At 69.0% G+C, this 15,444-nt stretch carries 15 protein-coding genes; 5 read left to right on the forward strand and 10 right to left on the reverse strand.

The features are described from left to right. Nucleotides 1-3 precede the first annotated feature (3 nt). From FPZ47_RS11985 to FPZ47_RS12000, 4 genes are all read right to left on the reverse strand, one after another. On the reverse strand, nt 4-1,383 hold the full coding sequence (locus FPZ47_RS11985; RefSeq protein ID WP_144949254.1) for a M16 family metallopeptidase: 1,380 nt from the start codon (nt 1,381-1,383) through the stop codon (nt 4-6). After that, nucleotides 1,361-3,655: a polyribonucleotide nucleotidyltransferase gene (locus FPZ47_RS11990; RefSeq protein ID WP_144949251.1), complete on the reverse strand. Its 2,295-nt coding sequence runs from the start codon at nt 3,653-3,655 to the stop codon at nt 1,361-1,363. The genes FPZ47_RS11985 and FPZ47_RS11990 overlap by 23 nt, the downstream gene beginning before the upstream one ends. Nucleotides 3,656-4,016: 361 nt before the next feature. Continuing rightward, a complete protein-coding gene (gene rpsO, locus FPZ47_RS11995) occupies nt 4,017-4,286 on the reverse strand; it encodes a 30S ribosomal protein S15 (protein WP_144949249.1) in 270 nt (89 codons plus the stop codon). Between the two features lie 118 nt (nt 4,287-4,404). Further along, nucleotides 4,405-5,376 carry a bifunctional riboflavin kinase/FAD synthetase gene (locus tag FPZ47_RS12000; protein WP_144949246.1) on the reverse strand — a complete coding sequence of 324 codons (972 nt, stop codon included), beginning with the start codon at nt 5,374-5,376 and terminating at the stop codon, nt 4,405-4,407. A 107-nt stretch (nt 5,377-5,483) separates the two neighbouring features. Between FPZ47_RS12000 and mntR the strand changes: the two genes are divergently transcribed. From mntR to FPZ47_RS12015, 3 genes are all read left to right on the forward strand, one after another. Beyond that, nucleotides 5,484-6,188 (forward strand): manganese-binding transcriptional regulator MntR, encoded by a 705-nt coding sequence (gene mntR / locus FPZ47_RS12005; RefSeq protein ID WP_144949243.1) that lies wholly within the window; start codon nt 5,484-5,486, stop codon nt 6,186-6,188. Nucleotides 6,189-6,225: 37 nt separating this feature from the next. Further along, on the forward strand, nt 6,226-6,405 hold the full coding sequence (locus tag FPZ47_RS12010; RefSeq protein WP_144949240.1) for a hypothetical protein: 180 nt from the start codon (nt 6,226-6,228) through the stop codon (nt 6,403-6,405). Nucleotides 6,406-6,719: 314 nt separating this feature from the next. After that, a complete protein-coding gene (locus tag FPZ47_RS12015; protein ID WP_144949237.1) occupies nt 6,720-7,079 on the forward strand; it encodes a hypothetical protein in 360 nt (119 codons plus the stop codon). A gap of 12 nt (nt 7,080-7,091) precedes the next feature. Here the strand turns inward: FPZ47_RS12015 and truB are convergent, their stop codons facing one another. From truB to FPZ47_RS12030, 3 genes are read right to left on the reverse strand one after another with little or no spacing between them, the layout of a single operon-like run. After that, a complete protein-coding gene (gene truB, locus FPZ47_RS12020) occupies nt 7,092-7,994 on the reverse strand; it encodes a tRNA pseudouridine(55) synthase TruB (RefSeq protein ID WP_144949234.1) in 903 nt (300 codons plus the stop codon). After that, nucleotides 7,991-8,677, reverse strand: coding sequence for a 4'-phosphopantetheinyl transferase PptT (gene pptT, locus FPZ47_RS12025; RefSeq protein ID WP_144949231.1), 687 nt, complete (start codon nt 8,675-8,677; stop codon nt 7,991-7,993). Before pptT ends, truB begins: the two co-directional genes overlap by 4 nt. Then, nucleotides 8,674-9,651 carry a metallophosphoesterase family protein gene (locus tag FPZ47_RS12030; RefSeq protein ID WP_144949228.1) on the reverse strand — a complete coding sequence of 326 codons (978 nt, stop codon included), beginning with the start codon at nt 9,649-9,651 and terminating at the stop codon, nt 8,674-8,676. Before FPZ47_RS12030 ends, pptT begins: the two co-directional genes overlap by 4 nt. A gap of 131 nt (nt 9,652-9,782) precedes the next feature. On the opposite strand from FPZ47_RS12030, the gene FPZ47_RS12035 reads away from it, so the two are divergent. Beyond that, nucleotides 9,783-10,376 (forward strand): DUF3558 domain-containing protein, encoded by a 594-nt coding sequence (locus tag FPZ47_RS12035; protein WP_210419888.1) that lies wholly within the window; start codon nt 9,783-9,785, stop codon nt 10,374-10,376. 40 nt (nt 10,377-10,416) lie between these two features. After that, on the forward strand, nt 10,417-12,102 hold the full coding sequence (locus FPZ47_RS12040) for a CocE/NonD family hydrolase (protein ID WP_144949223.1): 1,686 nt from the start codon (nt 10,417-10,419) through the stop codon (nt 12,100-12,102). Between the two features lie 48 nt (nt 12,103-12,150). Here FPZ47_RS12040 and FPZ47_RS12045 read toward each other — a convergent pair whose 3' ends face one another. The 3 genes from FPZ47_RS12045 to FPZ47_RS12055 form a co-directional block, all read right to left on the reverse strand. Further along, nucleotides 12,151-12,876, reverse strand: coding sequence for a hypothetical protein (locus tag FPZ47_RS12045; protein WP_144949220.1), 726 nt, complete (start codon nt 12,874-12,876; stop codon nt 12,151-12,153). Further along, the gene (locus FPZ47_RS12050; protein WP_144949217.1) at nt 12,873-13,397 is read right to left on the reverse strand and encodes a hypothetical protein; all 525 of its coding nucleotides are present in this window, start codon (nt 13,395-13,397) and stop codon (nt 12,873-12,875) included. Before FPZ47_RS12050 ends, FPZ47_RS12045 begins: the two co-directional genes overlap by 4 nt. 387 nt (nt 13,398-13,784) lie before the next feature. Next, on the reverse strand, nt 13,785-15,444 hold a 1,660-nt coding region (locus tag FPZ47_RS12055; protein ID WP_145039438.1), incomplete at its 5' end, for a cellulase family glycosylhydrolase.

Below are 15,444 nucleotides of genomic sequence, written 5' to 3' on the forward strand. Positions count from 1 at the left end.
GCGCTAATTTACCATCGCCCGAAGTTGTTGGGGCAGCTGGCGTTTCGAGGTATAGGGGCCGACGACGGCAGCGCCGTGGCGCTGATTCAGCAGCCTGCGGGCCACCGCGTTGACCTCCTCGACCGTCACCCCGTCGATCCGCCGCAACGTGTGCTCGATGCTGCGGTGCCTGCCGTAGTTTAGTTCGCTGCGGCCCAGGCGGCTCATCCGGGAACTCGAATCCTCCAGCCCCAGGACGAGCCCGCCGCGCAGCGAGCCCTTCGCGATCCGGCATTCGGCTTCGGTGATGCCGTCGCGCGCCACCGCGTCGAGCACCGCACCGGTCACCCGCATGACGTCGGGAAACCGCTCCGGCAGGCACGCCGCGGACACCGACAGCGCGCCGCTGTCGGCGAACATGTCGAGCGAGGAGTAGATCGAGTAGGCCAGCCCGCGCAGCTCGCGCACCTCCTGGAAGAGCCGGGAGCTCAGGCCGCCGCCCAGCGCGGTGTGCAACACCGACAGCGCCCAGCGGTGCTCCCAGCCGCGCCCCGGCGTGCGCACACCCAGCGCCACGTGGGTCTGCTCCGACTCGCGGTGGCCCAGCGCCAGGCCGGCTACCGCCTGCACCCGTCCTGCGCCCTTGCGGGGGGTGACGGACCGGCGTCCGCGGACCAGGTGCGGGCCGAAGTGCTCGCGCGCCAAAGCGACCACCCGGTCGTGCTCGACGTTGCCGGCCACCGCGACAACCATGCGTTCCGGCCGGTAGCGGCGCAGGTGAAAGGAGTGCAGCTGGGTCCGGGTCATCGCGGACACGGACTCCGCGGTGCCGATCACCGGGCGGCCCACCGGGTGGTCGCCGAAGAGCGCCGACAGGAACATGTCGCCCAGCGCGTCCTCGGGGTCGTCGTCGCGCATGGCGATCTCCTCGAGGACGACGTCACGTTCGAGCTCGACGTCCTCGGCCGCGCAGCGGCCGTTGAGCACCACGTCGGCGACCAGGTCGACGGCGAGTTCCAGGTCGCTGTCCAGCACGTGCGCGTAGTAGCAGGTGTGCTCCTTGGCGGTGAACGCGTTCAGCTCCCCGCCGACCGCGTCCATCGCCTGCGCGATGTCCACCGCGGTGCGGGTCGGGGTCGCCTTGAACAGCAGGTGCTCGAGGAAGTGCGCCGCACCGGCCACGGTCGAACCCTCGTCCCGCGAGCCGACGCCCACCCACACCCCGACCGACGCGGAGCGCACCGCGGGCAGGTACTCGGTGACCACCCGCAGCCCGCCCGGCAGCGTGGTGCGGCGCAGTGCAGCCCGCTGTTCCGGTTCCGTCTCGGCGCCGTAAGCGCCCCGGCGCAGGGCGGCCGTCTTACGGGGCCCGGCCGGCGGGTCAGCTGCCGGTTGTCGCGGCATCGGCAGGTGCGGCCCCCGAGTCGGACGGCGTCTCGGAAGCGGCGCTGTCGTCGACCACGACCAGCGAGATCTTGCCCCGCTTGTCGATGTCGGCGATCTCGACCCGCAGCTTGTCGCCGATGCTGACCACGTCCTCGACCTTCGCAACGCGCTTGCCCTTGCCGAGCTTGGAGATGTGCACCAGACCGTCACGGCCCGGCAGCAGCGACACGAACGCGCCGAAGTCGGTGGTCTTGACCACGGTCCCCAGGAACCGCTCGCCGACCGTCGGGAGCTGCGGGTTGGCGATCGCGTTGATCCGGTCGATGGCGGCCTGCGCGGACGGGCCGTCGGTGGCGCCGACGAACACGGTGCCGTCGTCCTCGATGGAGATCTGCGCGCCGGTCTCCTCGGTGATGGCATTGATGACCTTGCCCTTGGGCCCGATGACCTCGCCGATCTTGTCGACCGGGACCTTGATCGTGGTCACCCGCGGGGCGTAGGGGCTCATCTCGTCCGGTTCGTCGATCGCCTCGGCCATGACCTCCAGGATGGTCAGCCGGGCGTCTTTGGCCTGCTCGAGCGCGCCCGCGAGCACCTGGGAGGGAATCCCGTCGAGCTTGGTGTCCAACTGCAGGGCGGTGACGATGTCCTTGGTACCGGCGCACTTGAAGTCCATGTCGCCGAACGCGTCCTCGGCGCCGAGGATGTCGGTCAGGGTCACGAAGCGACGCTCGGTGCGGCCGTCAACCTCGACGTCGTCGGAGACCAGGCCCATCGCGATGCCGGCCACCGGCGCCTTGAGCGGCACCCCGGCGTTGAGCATCGCCAGGGTGGAGGCGCAGACCGATCCCATCGACGTCGAACCGTTGGAACTCAGGGCCTCCGAGACCTGGCGGATCGCGTACGGGAAGTCCTCGACGCTGGGCAGCACCGGGATCAGCGCCCGCTCGGCCAGCGCGCCGTGCCCGATCTCGCGCCGCTTGGGCGTACCGACGCGGCCGGTCTCGCCGGTGGAGAACGGCGGGAAGTTGTAGTGGTGCATGTAGCGCTTGGTCGTCTCGGGCCCCAGCGAGTCGATCCGCTGGGCCATCTTGACCATGTCCAGCGTGGTCACGCCCAGGATCTGGGTTTCGCCGCGCTCGAACAGCGCGCTGCCGTGTGCCCGCGGCACCACGGCGACCTCGGCCGACAGCGCGCGGATGTCGGTGATGCCCCGGCCGTCGATGCGGAAGTGGTCGGTGAGGATGCGCTGGCGGACCAGCTTCTTGGTCAGCGACCGGAACGCGGCGCCGACCTCCTTCTCCCGGCCCGCGTAGGTGCCTGAGGCCCCAGCAAGCTTCTCGAGCACCTGCGCCTTGAGCTCGTCGGTGCGGTTGTTGCGCTCGGTCTTGTCGGCGAGGGTCAGCGCCGCGGCCAGCTCCTCGGTGGCCACCGAGGAGACCGAGTAGTAGACGTCCTCGCCGTATTCGGGGAACACCGGGAACTCGGTGGTGGGCTTGCCCGACCTCCCCGTCGCGCCGGCCAGCTCCCGCTGGGCCTCGCACAGCGTGGCGATGAACGGCTTGGCGGCCTCCAGGCCTTGGGCCACAACACTTTCCGTCGGCGCCTGGGCGCCGCCCTCGACGAGGGAGAGGACGTTCTCGGTGGCCTCGGCCTCGACCATCATGATGGCCACATCCGGCTTGCCCTGTGCGTCTTCGCCGACGATGCGTCCGGCCACCACCATGTCGAAGACGGCCCGTTCGAGCTGCTCGACCGTGGGGAAGGCCACCCAGGTGCCGTCGATGAGCGCGACGCGCACGCCCCCGATCGGGCCGGAGAACGGCAGTCCGCTCAGCTGCGTGGAGGCGGACGCGGCGTTGATCGCCAGCACGTCGTAGAGGTCGTTGGGATCCAGGCTCAGGATCGTGACCACGACCTGGATCTCGTTGCGCAGGCCCTCGACGAACGACGGGCGCAGCGGGCGGTCGATGAGCCGGCAGGTCAGGATCGCGTCGGTGGAGGGCCGCCCCTCACGCCGGAAGAACGACCCGGGGATGCGGCCGGCCGCATACATGCGCTCCTCGACGTCGACCGTCAGCGGGAAGAAGTCGAAGTGCTCCCTGGGGCTCTTGCTGGCGGTGGTCGCCGACAGCAGCATGTTCTCGTCGTCCAGGTAGGCGACGACCGCCCCGGCGGCCTGCTGGGCCATCCGGCCGGTTTCGAAACGAATCGTGCGGGTGCCGAAGCTGCCGTTGTCGATAACGGCGGTGGACTCGAACACACCCTGGTCAATCTCAGCTACAGACATCTGCGTCCGTACGGCCTCTCTTGGTATTCAGCTTTTTCGCGTGGTCCCCGCCGCACCGTCGCGGGCTGATCGGCCCGCGTGCCATCCGTGAAAGCGTGAAAAGCGAAGTCTGAATACGGCTGCGGCCATCGATCGAAGCGGCCGACCTGCCCCAGATCCGGAGAGCCCGGCAGCCACTACCGAAGACCGCCCGATGCAGACTGGGCTGCTCCCTCGGAGGTGCCTAGTGACACGCTGGAACGGCACCCGCGGATCTGCGTGCACCGCACCGATTGTCCGGGCCGAAGCGGCCCAGAACGTCCTCACTCTACACGGCCGCCGCGAGGCGCCCGAATCGCCGGGGTGACCTGCGCGGTCGGGGTCAGCGACGCAGGCCCAGGCGCTCGATGAGGGAGCGGTAGCGCTCCACGTCGAGCCGGGCGACGTACTTCAGCAGCCGGCGCCGCCGCCCGACCAACAGCAAAAGCCCACGGCGCGAATGGTGGTCGTGCTTGTGCACCTTGAGGTGCTCGGTCAGGTCGGCGATCCGCTTGGTCAGCATCGCGACCTGCGCCTCCGGGGACCCGGTGTCGGTCTCATGCAACCCGTAGGTGCCCAGAATCTCTTTTTTCTGCTCGGCCGTCAGCGCCACGAAAACAACTCCATCAATCGGTCCGCGATGAGTAGGTATCCCGGCGCGGCCACCGCGAACCGCAGCACGCGCCGATGTCGCCCGGCAGTCTAGCAGCCGGGCGGTCGCCCCCGAATCGTCAGTCTTTGAGCAGGGCGCGCGTACGTTCGGTGTCGGCGCCCATCTCCTCGACCAGGTCGCTCACCGCGTCGAACGTCTTCTGGCCGCGGATGCGGGCGACGAAATCCAGCGCCACATGCTGCCCGTACAGGTCGGCGTTATTGTCCAGCACGAACGCCTCGACCGTGCGGGTGCGCCCGGAGAAGGTCGGATTGGTGCCGACGGACACCGCGGCCCGGTAACGCTCCCCCGGCACGACGGTGCCCGTCACCGGTCCGTGCCCCAGCACGGTGAACCAGGCGGCGTACACCCCGTCGGCCGGGATGGCCGCGTACATCGGCGGCGCCACGTTGGCGGTCGGATAGCCCAACTCGGCGCCGCGGCCATAGCCGCGGACCACGACGCCCTCGACGCGGTGCGGGCGGCCCAGCGCCTCGGTGGCCGCCATCATGTCCCCTGCGTCGACGCAGGACCGGATGTAGGTGGAGGAGAACGTCACGTTCTCGTTGCTGTGATGCTCGGACAGCAGCGACATCGACTCCACCGCGAAACCGAACCGCTCACCGGCCTTGCGCAGGGTGTCGACGTTGCCGGCCGCCTTCTTGCCGAAGGTGAAGTTCTCCCCCACCACGACCTCCACCACATGCAGGTTCTCCACGAGTAACTCGTGGACGTAGCGCTCGGGGGTGAGCTTCATGAAGTCCGTCGTGAACGGCATCACCAGGAAGACGTCGATGCCCATCTCCTCGACCAGTTCGGCGCGGCGGGCGAGCGTCGTCAGCTGGGCCGGGTGGCTGCCGGGATAGACGACCTCCATCGGGTGGGGGTCGAAGGTCATCAGCACGGTCGGCACGTTGCGTGCGCGCGCCGCCTTGACCGCGTGGGCGATGAGTTCGGCATGCCCCCGGTGCACACCGTCGAACACCCCGATGGTGAGGACGCACCTGCCCCAGTCCGTGGGGATCTCGTCTTGGCCGCGCCAGCGCTGCACGACCGCAAGCCTACGACCCCCGGTGGTGCGCCGCGGCGCGACGTCCGGCCGGCACGACGCGGCCGGGCGCGGCGCCGGTTCGGGTGAGTTGCCTAAACTTCTGGCTTGTGAGGGCTGACGACGAGCCGGGTGGCCTGACCGCGGTCGGCCAGGACTACCTCAAGGCCATCTGGAACGCCCAGGAGTGGTCGCCGAAGGATGCCCCGCACAAGGTCAGCACCAAGATGCTGGCCGAGAAGATCGGGGTGTCGGCCAGCACGGCCTCGGAGTCCATCCGCAGACTCGCCGAGCAGGGCCTGGTCGACCACGAGAAGTACGGCGCGGTGTCGTTGACCGAGGCGGGGCGGCGGGCGGCGCTGGAGATGGTGCGCCGGCACCGGCTGCTGGAGACCTTCCTGGTCGACGAGCTGGGCTACGGCTGGGACGAGGTTCACGACGAGGCCGAGGTGCTCGAACACGCCGTGTCGGATCGCCTGGTGGCCCGCATCGACGCCAAGCTGGGATTCCCGCAGCGCGACCCGCACGGCGACCCGATCCCGGCCTCCGACGGGCAGGTGCCCACGCCGCCGGCGCGCCAGCTGTGGGCTTGCGGCGAGGGTGACCGCGGCACCGTGGCGCGCATCTCCGATGCCGACCCGGAGATGCTGCGCTATTTCACCGATGTCGGGATCAGCCTCGACTCGCGGCTGCGGGTGCTGACCCGGCGCGAGTTCGCGGGCATGATCTCGGTGGCGATCGAGGCCGCCGACGGCGCCGCGACGACCGTCGACCTGGGCAGCCCGGCGGCCCGGGCGATCTGGGTGGTGGGCTAACCGGCGCCCGTCAGTCGGCCGGCAGGCCCCCGGGGATGTGGGTGACCTGAACCTGCAAGGCGATCCGCTGTCCGGTGTGCAACGGGCCCTGGGAGAGTTCGCGCGGGAGCGCGATGCCAGGACGACAGGATTCGTCCAGGGCGATAATTTGCGCCTCCCCGATAAAACACGGGAATTATTGGCCGAATTCGCCGGCCGCGAGAAATGCTTCGGGTAATTATGCCCGACGCGAATATGCAACTCCGGACCTCATGCATCGCCCCTGCCGAGGGCACCGGCATATAAGCGCCCCTCACCCTCAACTCCCGGGCTTTGATTGATCACAGCTATCAGGCGATTCGAATCCTGTCTTGGACGGCGACGACATTATTTGAGCATAATCTTGGTGATAGCCCCCTACGCGCACAAACTTTCACTGCCCCGGAATTTTCACTGCCCCGGAATTTTCACTGCCCCGGAATTTTCACTGCCTCGGGATTTCTCGGATCGATCGGCCGGAGGAGGGCCGGAGGAGGGCCCAAGGAGGAGATTGTGACCAACCTCGTGGTCGCGGCGCGATACGGCGTCTGGGGAGCTGGGATGCTGCTCGCGGCGAGCATGTCCTGCCCCCAGGTGGCCGTGTCGCGTGCCGACCCGACCAGACCGGCCGAGCCTGACGTGGTGAGCTATGCGACCACGGCAGCGCCTGCCGTATGTCGAAGCCTGGACATCCGCCCGACGCTGCGCGGGGTCCTGTTGGCGATGCAGGACGTGATGGACCAGTCGGGTTTCGGCAGCCGCCAGGCCAGTCAAGTGGTCACACTCTCGGTCACCGACCAATGCCCCCGCCATACCCACCTGCTCGAGGAGATGGTCGCGCTGGTGGAGAACAAAGGCGAGGAACTGATGTGAATGCGGTCCGACTCATTCCGGTCCGGCCTCCAGCGTCGCCGGGCGGATGACCACCACCGACTTGGTCCGCGAGCCCTCGTCGCGCAGCAGCGCCAGCACGCGGCCGTCGGGGCCGCAGGCGGCGTAAACGCCGTCGATGCCGGCCGGCGGTAGGGGCCGGCCGTGGCCGGTGGCCTCGGCCTCCTCGGCGGTCAGGTCGCGGCGGGCGAACATCAGCAGGCAGGCCTCGTCCAGGGTGTGGGACAGCCGGGGCCGCTCGGCCAGGTCGTCGAGCGAGCCCGCCTGGTCCAGCCCGAAGCGGCCGACGCGGGTGCGCCGCAACGACGTCAGATGCCCGCCCACCCCCAGCGCGGCGCCCAGGTCGCGGGCCAGCGCCCGGACGTAGGTGCCCGACGAGCAGTCGACCTCGACATCGAGGTCGACGCGCTCGCCGTGGGATCGGCGCGCCATCACGTCGAACCGGTCGATGCGCACCGGCCTGGCGGCGAGTTCGACGGCGTGGCCCTCGCGGACCAGGCGGTAGGCGCGCCGGCCGTCCACCTTGATGGCGCTGACGGCCGAGGGCACCTGCTCGATGTCACCGCGCAGCCCGTCGACCGCGGCGGCGATCGCCTCGTCGGTCAGGTGCCCGGCCGGGGCGCTGTGCAGCAGCTCGCCCTCGGCGTCCTCGGTGGACGTGGTCTGCCCGAGCCGGACGGTGGCCGCGTACGACTTCGGGGCCGCCGTCAGCAGGCCGAGGATCTTGGTGGCCCGGTCGACGCCGATCACCAGCACGCCGGTGGCCATGGGGTCCAGCGTGCCGGCGTGTCCCACCCTGCGCGTGGAGAAGATGCGCCGACAGCGCGCCACGACGTCGTGACTGGTCATCCCGGCCGGCTTGTCGACGACGACGAGACCGGGCCCGCTCGGGCTCATAGCACGATCGCGGTGAGCACCAGTCCGCGCTCGACCGACCACCGGCCGCGCAGCGCGGTCAGGGGCGGCCCCGCCAGCGCGGCGCCGTCGATAAGGATCTTGGAGACGAACCCGCCCGCGCAACCGCCGCCACCGGGATCGAGGTCGAACACGATGTGGGCGTCCTCGAAACCGAGCCATCTGTTGGTCAACGGGAACCACGCCTTGTACGTTGCTTCCTTGGCGCAGAACAGGATCCGGTCCCAGTGCAGGCCGTGGGGCAGCGCGGCGATCTCGTGGCGTTCCTCGGCCAGGGTGATCGCGTCCAGCACCCCGTTGGGCAGCACGTCGTGCGGTTCGGCGTCGATGCCGACCGAACGGACCGCGCCGGCGCGGCCCACCACCGCCCCGCGGTAGCCCGTGCAGTGAGTGAGGCTGCCCACCACGCCGTCGGGCCAGCAGGGTTCCCCCTTGTCGCCCTTGAGGATCGGCACCGGCGGCACGCCGAGCTGACCCAGCGCGGTACGGGCGCAGTGCCGCACGGTGATGAACTCGTTGCGCCGCTTGGCGACCGACTTGGCGATCAACGGCTCCTCTTCGGGCAGCGGGGCCAAACCGGGCGGGTCGGTGTACAGCTCCGAATACGCGAGGTCCTGCGACACCGTCTCTGGCAGCACCGCCGACACCAGCATGCGCGTCGTCATCGGGACTGCCGCTGCCGCACTCGTTCCCGGAACTTGGCGGCCTGCTCGCGCATCTGGGGGGTGATGTCGAAGTGGCCGCCGAAGGCGTTGAGGTAGCCGGGCGGGTACTGGGGGTCGGGCAGCACCTGGCGCAGCCAGCTGTAGGGCGTGCGACGCCGCCACTCCCGCGGGTAGCCCACCGACACCTCCTCGAAGCGCACGTCGTCGTACCAGGTGGTGCGTGGAATGTGCAGGTGGCCGTAGACCGAGCACACGGCGTTGTAGCGGGTGTGCCAGTCGGCGGTCTTGGTGGTCCCGCACCACAGCGCGAACTCCGGGTAGAACAACGCGTCACAGGGGTCGCGCACCAGCGGGAAATGGTTGACCAACACGGTCGGCGTCATCCAGTCGAGCTGTTCGAGCCGGGCGCGGGTCTTGGCCAGCCGCTCCCGGCACCAGGCGTCGCGGGTGGCGTAGGGCTCCGGCGACAACAGGAACTCGTCGGTGGCCACCACGTTGGCCTCCCGCGCGATCGTCAGGCCCTCGGCCTTGGTCGTGGCCCCCTCCGGCAAAAAGCTGTAGTCGTAGAGCAAGAACATCGGCACGATCGTGGCCGGGCCGCCGCGTTCGGTCCACACCGGGAACGGATGCTCGGGCGTGACCACGCCCATCTGGTCGCACATGGTGACCAGGTAGTCGTAGCGGCTTCGCCCGAAGATCTGCCTGGGATCCCGGTTGGTGGTCCACAGCTCGTGGTTGCCCGGCACCCAGATCACCTTGGCGAACCGCCGTCGCAGCAGGTCGAGCGTCCAGTGGATCTCGTCGGTGCGTTCGGCGACGTCGCCCGCGACGATCAGCCAGTCGTCCGGGGACGACGGGTGCAGCGACTCGGCGATCGGTTTGTTGCCCAGGTGCCCGGTGTGCAGGTCGGACACCGCCCACAGGGTGGGTTGGGGGGCAGGTTGCCCCCCGCTCGTCGATTCCTGCCCGGCCATGACCAACCAGCCTAACGACCCGCGCCGCGCGAGCCGGGCCGCGCCCGGCCGGTACCCGGGTTCGGCCGTGACGGCGACCACGCGACTTGTACACTCCCGGGCAAGGACCGCCGAGGGCATCAGGGGGTGTCGTGTTCGCCAACGTGCGTCTGATGGGGGCGCTGGGGGCAGTGCTCACAGCGGTCATAGGCGGTGCGCTGGGCTGGCAGGGCACCGCGGACGCGCCGGGCGCGCACGGGCTCGAGGGGCCCGTGCAGCTGCGGTCGACGGGCCTGCCGCTGGAAACGACCATGAAGAGCCCGATCGTGGCGACCACCGACCCGCGGCCGTTCGACGCGTGCGAGGACATCCCGTTCGGCGCCCTGCAACGGCTGGGCCTGGCGTTCACCCCGCCCGAACACGAGGACGGCCTGCGCTGCCACTTCGACGCGGGCAATTATCAGCTGGCCGTGGAACCCATCATCTGGCGCACCTACGCGCAAACCCTGCCCCCGGATGCCGTCGAGACCACGATCGCCGGACACCGCGCCGCGCAGTACTGGGTGCTGAAGCCGACCTATCACAACGACTTCTGGTACCGGTCCTGCATGGTCGTGCTGAAGACCAGCTACGGCGTGATCCAGCAGGCGCTGTACTACTCGACCGTCTACTCCGACCCCGACGTCGACTGCATGGCGACCAACCTGCAGCGCGCCAACGACCTCGCCCCGTACTACAAGTTCTAATCGGGCCCGACCGCGCCCCCGTGGCAATAGCCTGGGCACCGTGAGCACCACAGCGGCCCGCCGCCCCCAGCCCCGCCTGCGCGCCCTGACCAGGCATGTCGGCGAGCGTGCCCTGACCCGGCTACTGGGTCTGCCGCCCGCGAGCACCGACTACACCGTGAACCGCGTCGAGATCCCGATGCGCGACGGAACGCGGCTGCTGGCCGACCACTACGCCCCGGCCACAACCGACCCGGCGGGCACGCTGCTGGTGCGCGGGCCCTATGGGCGCCAGTTCCCCTTCTCCACGGCGTTCGCCGGGCCGTACGCCGCGCGGGGCTATCACGTCGTGCTGCAGAGCGTGCGCGGCACGTTCGGGTCGGGCGGGGAGTTCGAACCGATGGTCAACGAGGCCGCCGACGGCGCCGACACGGCCGCCTGGCTGCGCGAGCAGCCGTGGTTCACCGGCCACTTCGCCACCGTCGGTGTGTCGTACCTGGGTTACACCCAGTGGGCGCTGCTGCAGGATCCGCCGCCGGAACTGGCCGCGGCCGTCATTACCGCCGGCCCCCACGATTTCAACGCCGCGGTGTGGGATACCGGCTCGTTCACCGTCAACGACTTCCTGGGCTGGAGCAACCTGGTCTCCCACCAGGAGGACGCCCAGCGCGTTCGGACCGTGCTCCGCCAGTTGCAGGCCAACCACAAGGTCGCGCAGGCGGCCGCCGTCCTGCCGATGGGGGCCGGGGCGCGGACCCTGCTGGGTGAGGGCGCGCCGTGGTTCGAGTCGTGGGTCGAACACGGCGACCCGACGGATCCGTTCTGGGACGCGCTGCGGTTCACCGAGGCGCTGGAGCGCGTGAGGGTACCCGTGCTGCTGGTGGGCGGCTGGCAGGACATCTTCCTGCGCCAGACCCTGCAGCAGTACGCGCACCTGCGCGACAGGGGGGTCGATGTCGCGCTCACGGTCGGGCCGTGGACGCACGCGCAGCTGCTCACCAGGGGGCTGGGCGCCAACATCAGGGAATCCCTGGACTGGCTCGGCACCCACCTGGGCAGCGCACCAGCGCCGCGCCGGCCAAGCCCGGTCCGCGTCTGCGTCACCGGACAGGGCTGGCGCGCCCTCGCCGACTGGCCGCCCGCCACCACCGACCGCGCGCTGTACCTGCGGCCGGGCGGCCACCTGGGCGAGACGGCACCCACCGACCTGGCGGGGGTGCCCCCGGCGACGTTCCGCTACGACCCCACCGACCCGACGCCGACCGTCGGCGGTCCGCTGCTGTCGCCGGGCGCCGGTTACCGCGACGACAGCCGGCTGGCGGCGCGCGACGACGTGCTGGCCCTCACCAGTGCCGCCCTCATCCACGACCTGTGCGTGTACGGGAACCCGGTGGTCGAGCTGGCGCACACCTCGGACAACCCGCACGTGGACCTTTTCGTGCGGGTGAGCGAGGTGGACGTCAACGGCCGGTCCCGCAACGTCAGCGAGGGCTACCGGCGGCTGGACGCGCCGGACACGTCGGCCGACACGGTCATCGTCGAACTCGACGGGATCGCCATGTGCTTCCGGGCCGGCTCACGCATCCGCCTCCTGATCGCCGGCAGCTGTTTTCCCCGCTACGCGCGCAACCTGGGCACCGGCGAACCGGCGCTGACCGGCGAGCGGTCCGAGGCGGCCACCCACGCGGTGCACTACGGGCGGTCCCGGCTGCTGCTGCCGGTAGGCAACCCGGTTAGCGCGGCGTGACCGGCGGTTGGTCCCGAACCTGCTGCGCGTCGACCCGCATTGCTTGCATTACCGGCGGTTTATCGGCAGCGCGTCGATCACCAGCCAACGCCCTTTTTCTTTGGCAAGCAGCACCTGCAGCGCGATCACGGTGTGATGGGCGTCGATGTCGGGCCTACTTTGGGTGCCCCGCATCAGCACCGCCACCCGGGCCGCCGACTGGTTGATACCCTCCACGCCGGCCGCGACGAACTCGACGTCGGCGCTGACCATGTTCTTGGCCATCGCGGCAGTGGCCTTGCTGTAGCGCTGTTTGAACGCGTTGAACCGCCCGGGCGCCATCAAAGCCGCGGCGCGGTTCAGGGATGCGTTCGGATCCAAGGGCGAAAATGACGACGTTGCCTCTGCCATGGCGGTGGCGATCCGCACCACCTCCAACGAGTCCTTGTCGACATCGCGGCTTGGCGAGATCACCCGGACGTACCCGACGGCGACCGTCGCGGCGACCGCACCGGTCATCAGCGTGGCGACGATCAGTCGGATCCAGGGATTGGCGTCATCGGTTCCCATGGTCACCGAACCACGTTTGAACCAGACGACATTTGCGACCACCGATGCGACCACCAGCAGTGTCAGCGCCGAACAGACCGCGGCCCACCACGCCGGCCAGCGGAGAATCATCCCGATCGCCACCAGCGCGGCGAGGACAACCGAGGGAGCGATCACGTCGAACGCGATCGCCCGCCAGAGGTTGCGCCGAACAAGCACGCCGGACAGCTTCCGTAGCTTCGTCATTCAACCGTCACCATTCTGGAGATCAGGAGTTTGCCGCCGACATTGCTGACGTCAAGCAACAGGTTCCAGGGCATCCTCTGCGGCTTGGGACTTCCGTCTTGGCTGACCGATGCGGCAATCACCATGACCGTGTCCGTGCGGGTGGCTTGGTTCGGCGGTGCGGGAGCCGGCGGTGCGGGAGCCGGCGATGCGGACTTCTCGGTGGCAGCGTCATGTTCTGCACGCGACTGCGGGGGTTCGATGGCCACCGCTTCGATTCGCCCGACGCTGTGAATGTGTTTGTGCAGCACTTCGCGATAGGGCTGCAACTCCGCGTCGAAATCCGCGTTGAGCGCTCCGGTGGTCCGCTCGCGCAGATGCCGGAAGTTGGCGTCGAGATCGCCGCCGGTGGTGGAGATGAACGTACGAGCCCATTCGGCGGCAGCGGTCATGACGCGCGCCTTGTAGTCGTGTTCGTTGGCGGCCCGCCGATACGCCGACCACAGGAACAGCCCCAGCACGATGAGGGCAACCGACGCCAACACCAGGATCGTGGACGCGATTCCATATCCGGAGAACACCGGAGTCGGCCTGGGTTCGCCGTCGCCGTCGAGGGATCGGCCCCCGCCCGAGGATGCATCCGCGGGGCTGTCATCGGCGCGGGGCTCCGCGCCGGCCACGTCGGCTCCATCCGAGAGTTCGGAGCCCGATCTCTCCACGGGTACATCAGCGGCTTCGCCCATCCCCACACGCTATCAGTGCGGAGAATGAGTTGGGCCGCAAAGCAAGTGGCGATCCAGGGGCAACTCGCAACGCGTGTGCCGCGGAAAGGGTTTACCCGTCGTTTTCCGGCCGCGCCCCGGTCCGGCTCGGGTGCGCAACACATTTGAGCGCGGCGGCGGCCATCGCTGCTCTGCCACCTGCGGGATTTACGCCGCCGGGGTGACGATGACGGTGATGGTGTCGACACCGGGATCGGAGGCGACGACCAGTTGGGGGGCGTCGGCCGCCGACGTGACGGCGCCTCCGGTGACGTCCACGGTGTATCCGTTGGGGAACTCCACCGGCGGGGTGGAGATGATGGTGTCCGAGCCCGCGGCGAAGTTGCCGGAACCGCCGGCTTCTGCGGTGGAGTAGGTGAATTCGAAGACGCCGTTGTTGAACGACCACGAATCCGGCGTCCCCGAGATCACCTGGGCATACGGAGCGGAAAGCAGGTCCAGATTGGCGGTGTTGACGTTACTGCCGGTCAGCGGCTCAGATAGGTTCTTGATCAGCCACTCCGTGGCCGCCGACGTGGAGGTGATGTCGTTCTGACCTGTCAGGGCCCACTCGGTCCAGCCGATCAGGTCTTTATCGGCGACCTCCATGACAGGCTGGATCTCTGCCAGGTTGTTCGTGGCGCCGAATTCGGTCATGAAGGCTGGGATGTCATGTGCCTGAGCGTAATTCACGGCGTTTTGCGCGATGACGCCGACCAGCGGCAGGCAGCCGATGCCCGGCACGCTGAATTGACAGTAGTCGTGGAACGACAGGGCGGTGTTGGAGACGTCCAGGGCGCCCAGGTGGATGGGCGACATGAAGGTGGAGGTGACGCTGGGTTCGTAGAAGATCGTGGTGCTCGGGTCGACGGCGCGGATTGCTTCACCGACCTGATCGTAGAACGGGGTCAGCTGCTGCTGCTCGAAGAACGGGTCGCCCAGGACAGCCAGCGGCCATTGCGAACCCGGGTTCGGTTCGTTCATGATCTCGATCCCGGCCACATCCGAGTTGCCGTTGAAGTTGGCGGCAACGTATTCGGCCATCTGCGCGTAGTTGTCCTCCAATCCGATGCCGTTGGAGGCGTCGGCGTTGCCCCAGAACGCATCCCAGGCATGCAGTTCCGCGGGATCGAGGAACTCGTTGGCCGGGAACGGCAGGTTGAGGTTGAGCGCCCCCGCATCCGTCGCCCACGTCGGCATGCCTTCGCCACCGAAGCTGGTGCTGTAGGCGTCCTGGTGCATGTCGATGATGGTGTAGATGTCGTGCTGGCCCAGGATATTCACGGTCTGGTCGATCGATTCCAGATACGCGGGGTTGTAGACACCGGGTTCGGGCTCCAGATCCGACCAAATGATGCCCAGCCGCACCACGTTGTAGCCGTGGTCCTCCAAGAACTGCGCATCGGCGTTGTCGAAGCCCAAAGCGGAGGGCGTACCCGGCGGCAGCTTGTCGATCAGGTTGTACCCGTGCAGTTCGACGACCTGGCCGTCGCTGTTGATGAGGTAGTTGCCGTCGGCGCTGATGGTCGGCAGGGTGCCGGCGGTTTCGTTGCCCGGCGCGGTGGTCAGGCCGAAATCGCCGACCATGCCGTGAAAGCCCAACACGCCCGCATTGCCGCCGGCGCCGCCCAGAGCGGGCAACACACCGGCCGAAGCATCCGCGCCGCTGTTGCCCGCGGCACCACCGTCACCACCGAAACCGAACAATGCCGCGGTGCTGCCGCCGTCACCGCCGGCACCCCCCGCGGCCCCGTCAACACCGTTGCCTCCCGCACCACCGTTACCGCCGTCACCGAACAGCAGGTGGGCGCCGGCCCCACCTGCTGTT

The sequence above is a fragment of the Mycobacterium helveticum genome (assembly GCF_007714205.1).
Classification (GTDB): Bacteria; Actinomycetota; Actinomycetes; order Mycobacteriales; family Mycobacteriaceae; genus Mycobacterium; species Mycobacterium helveticum.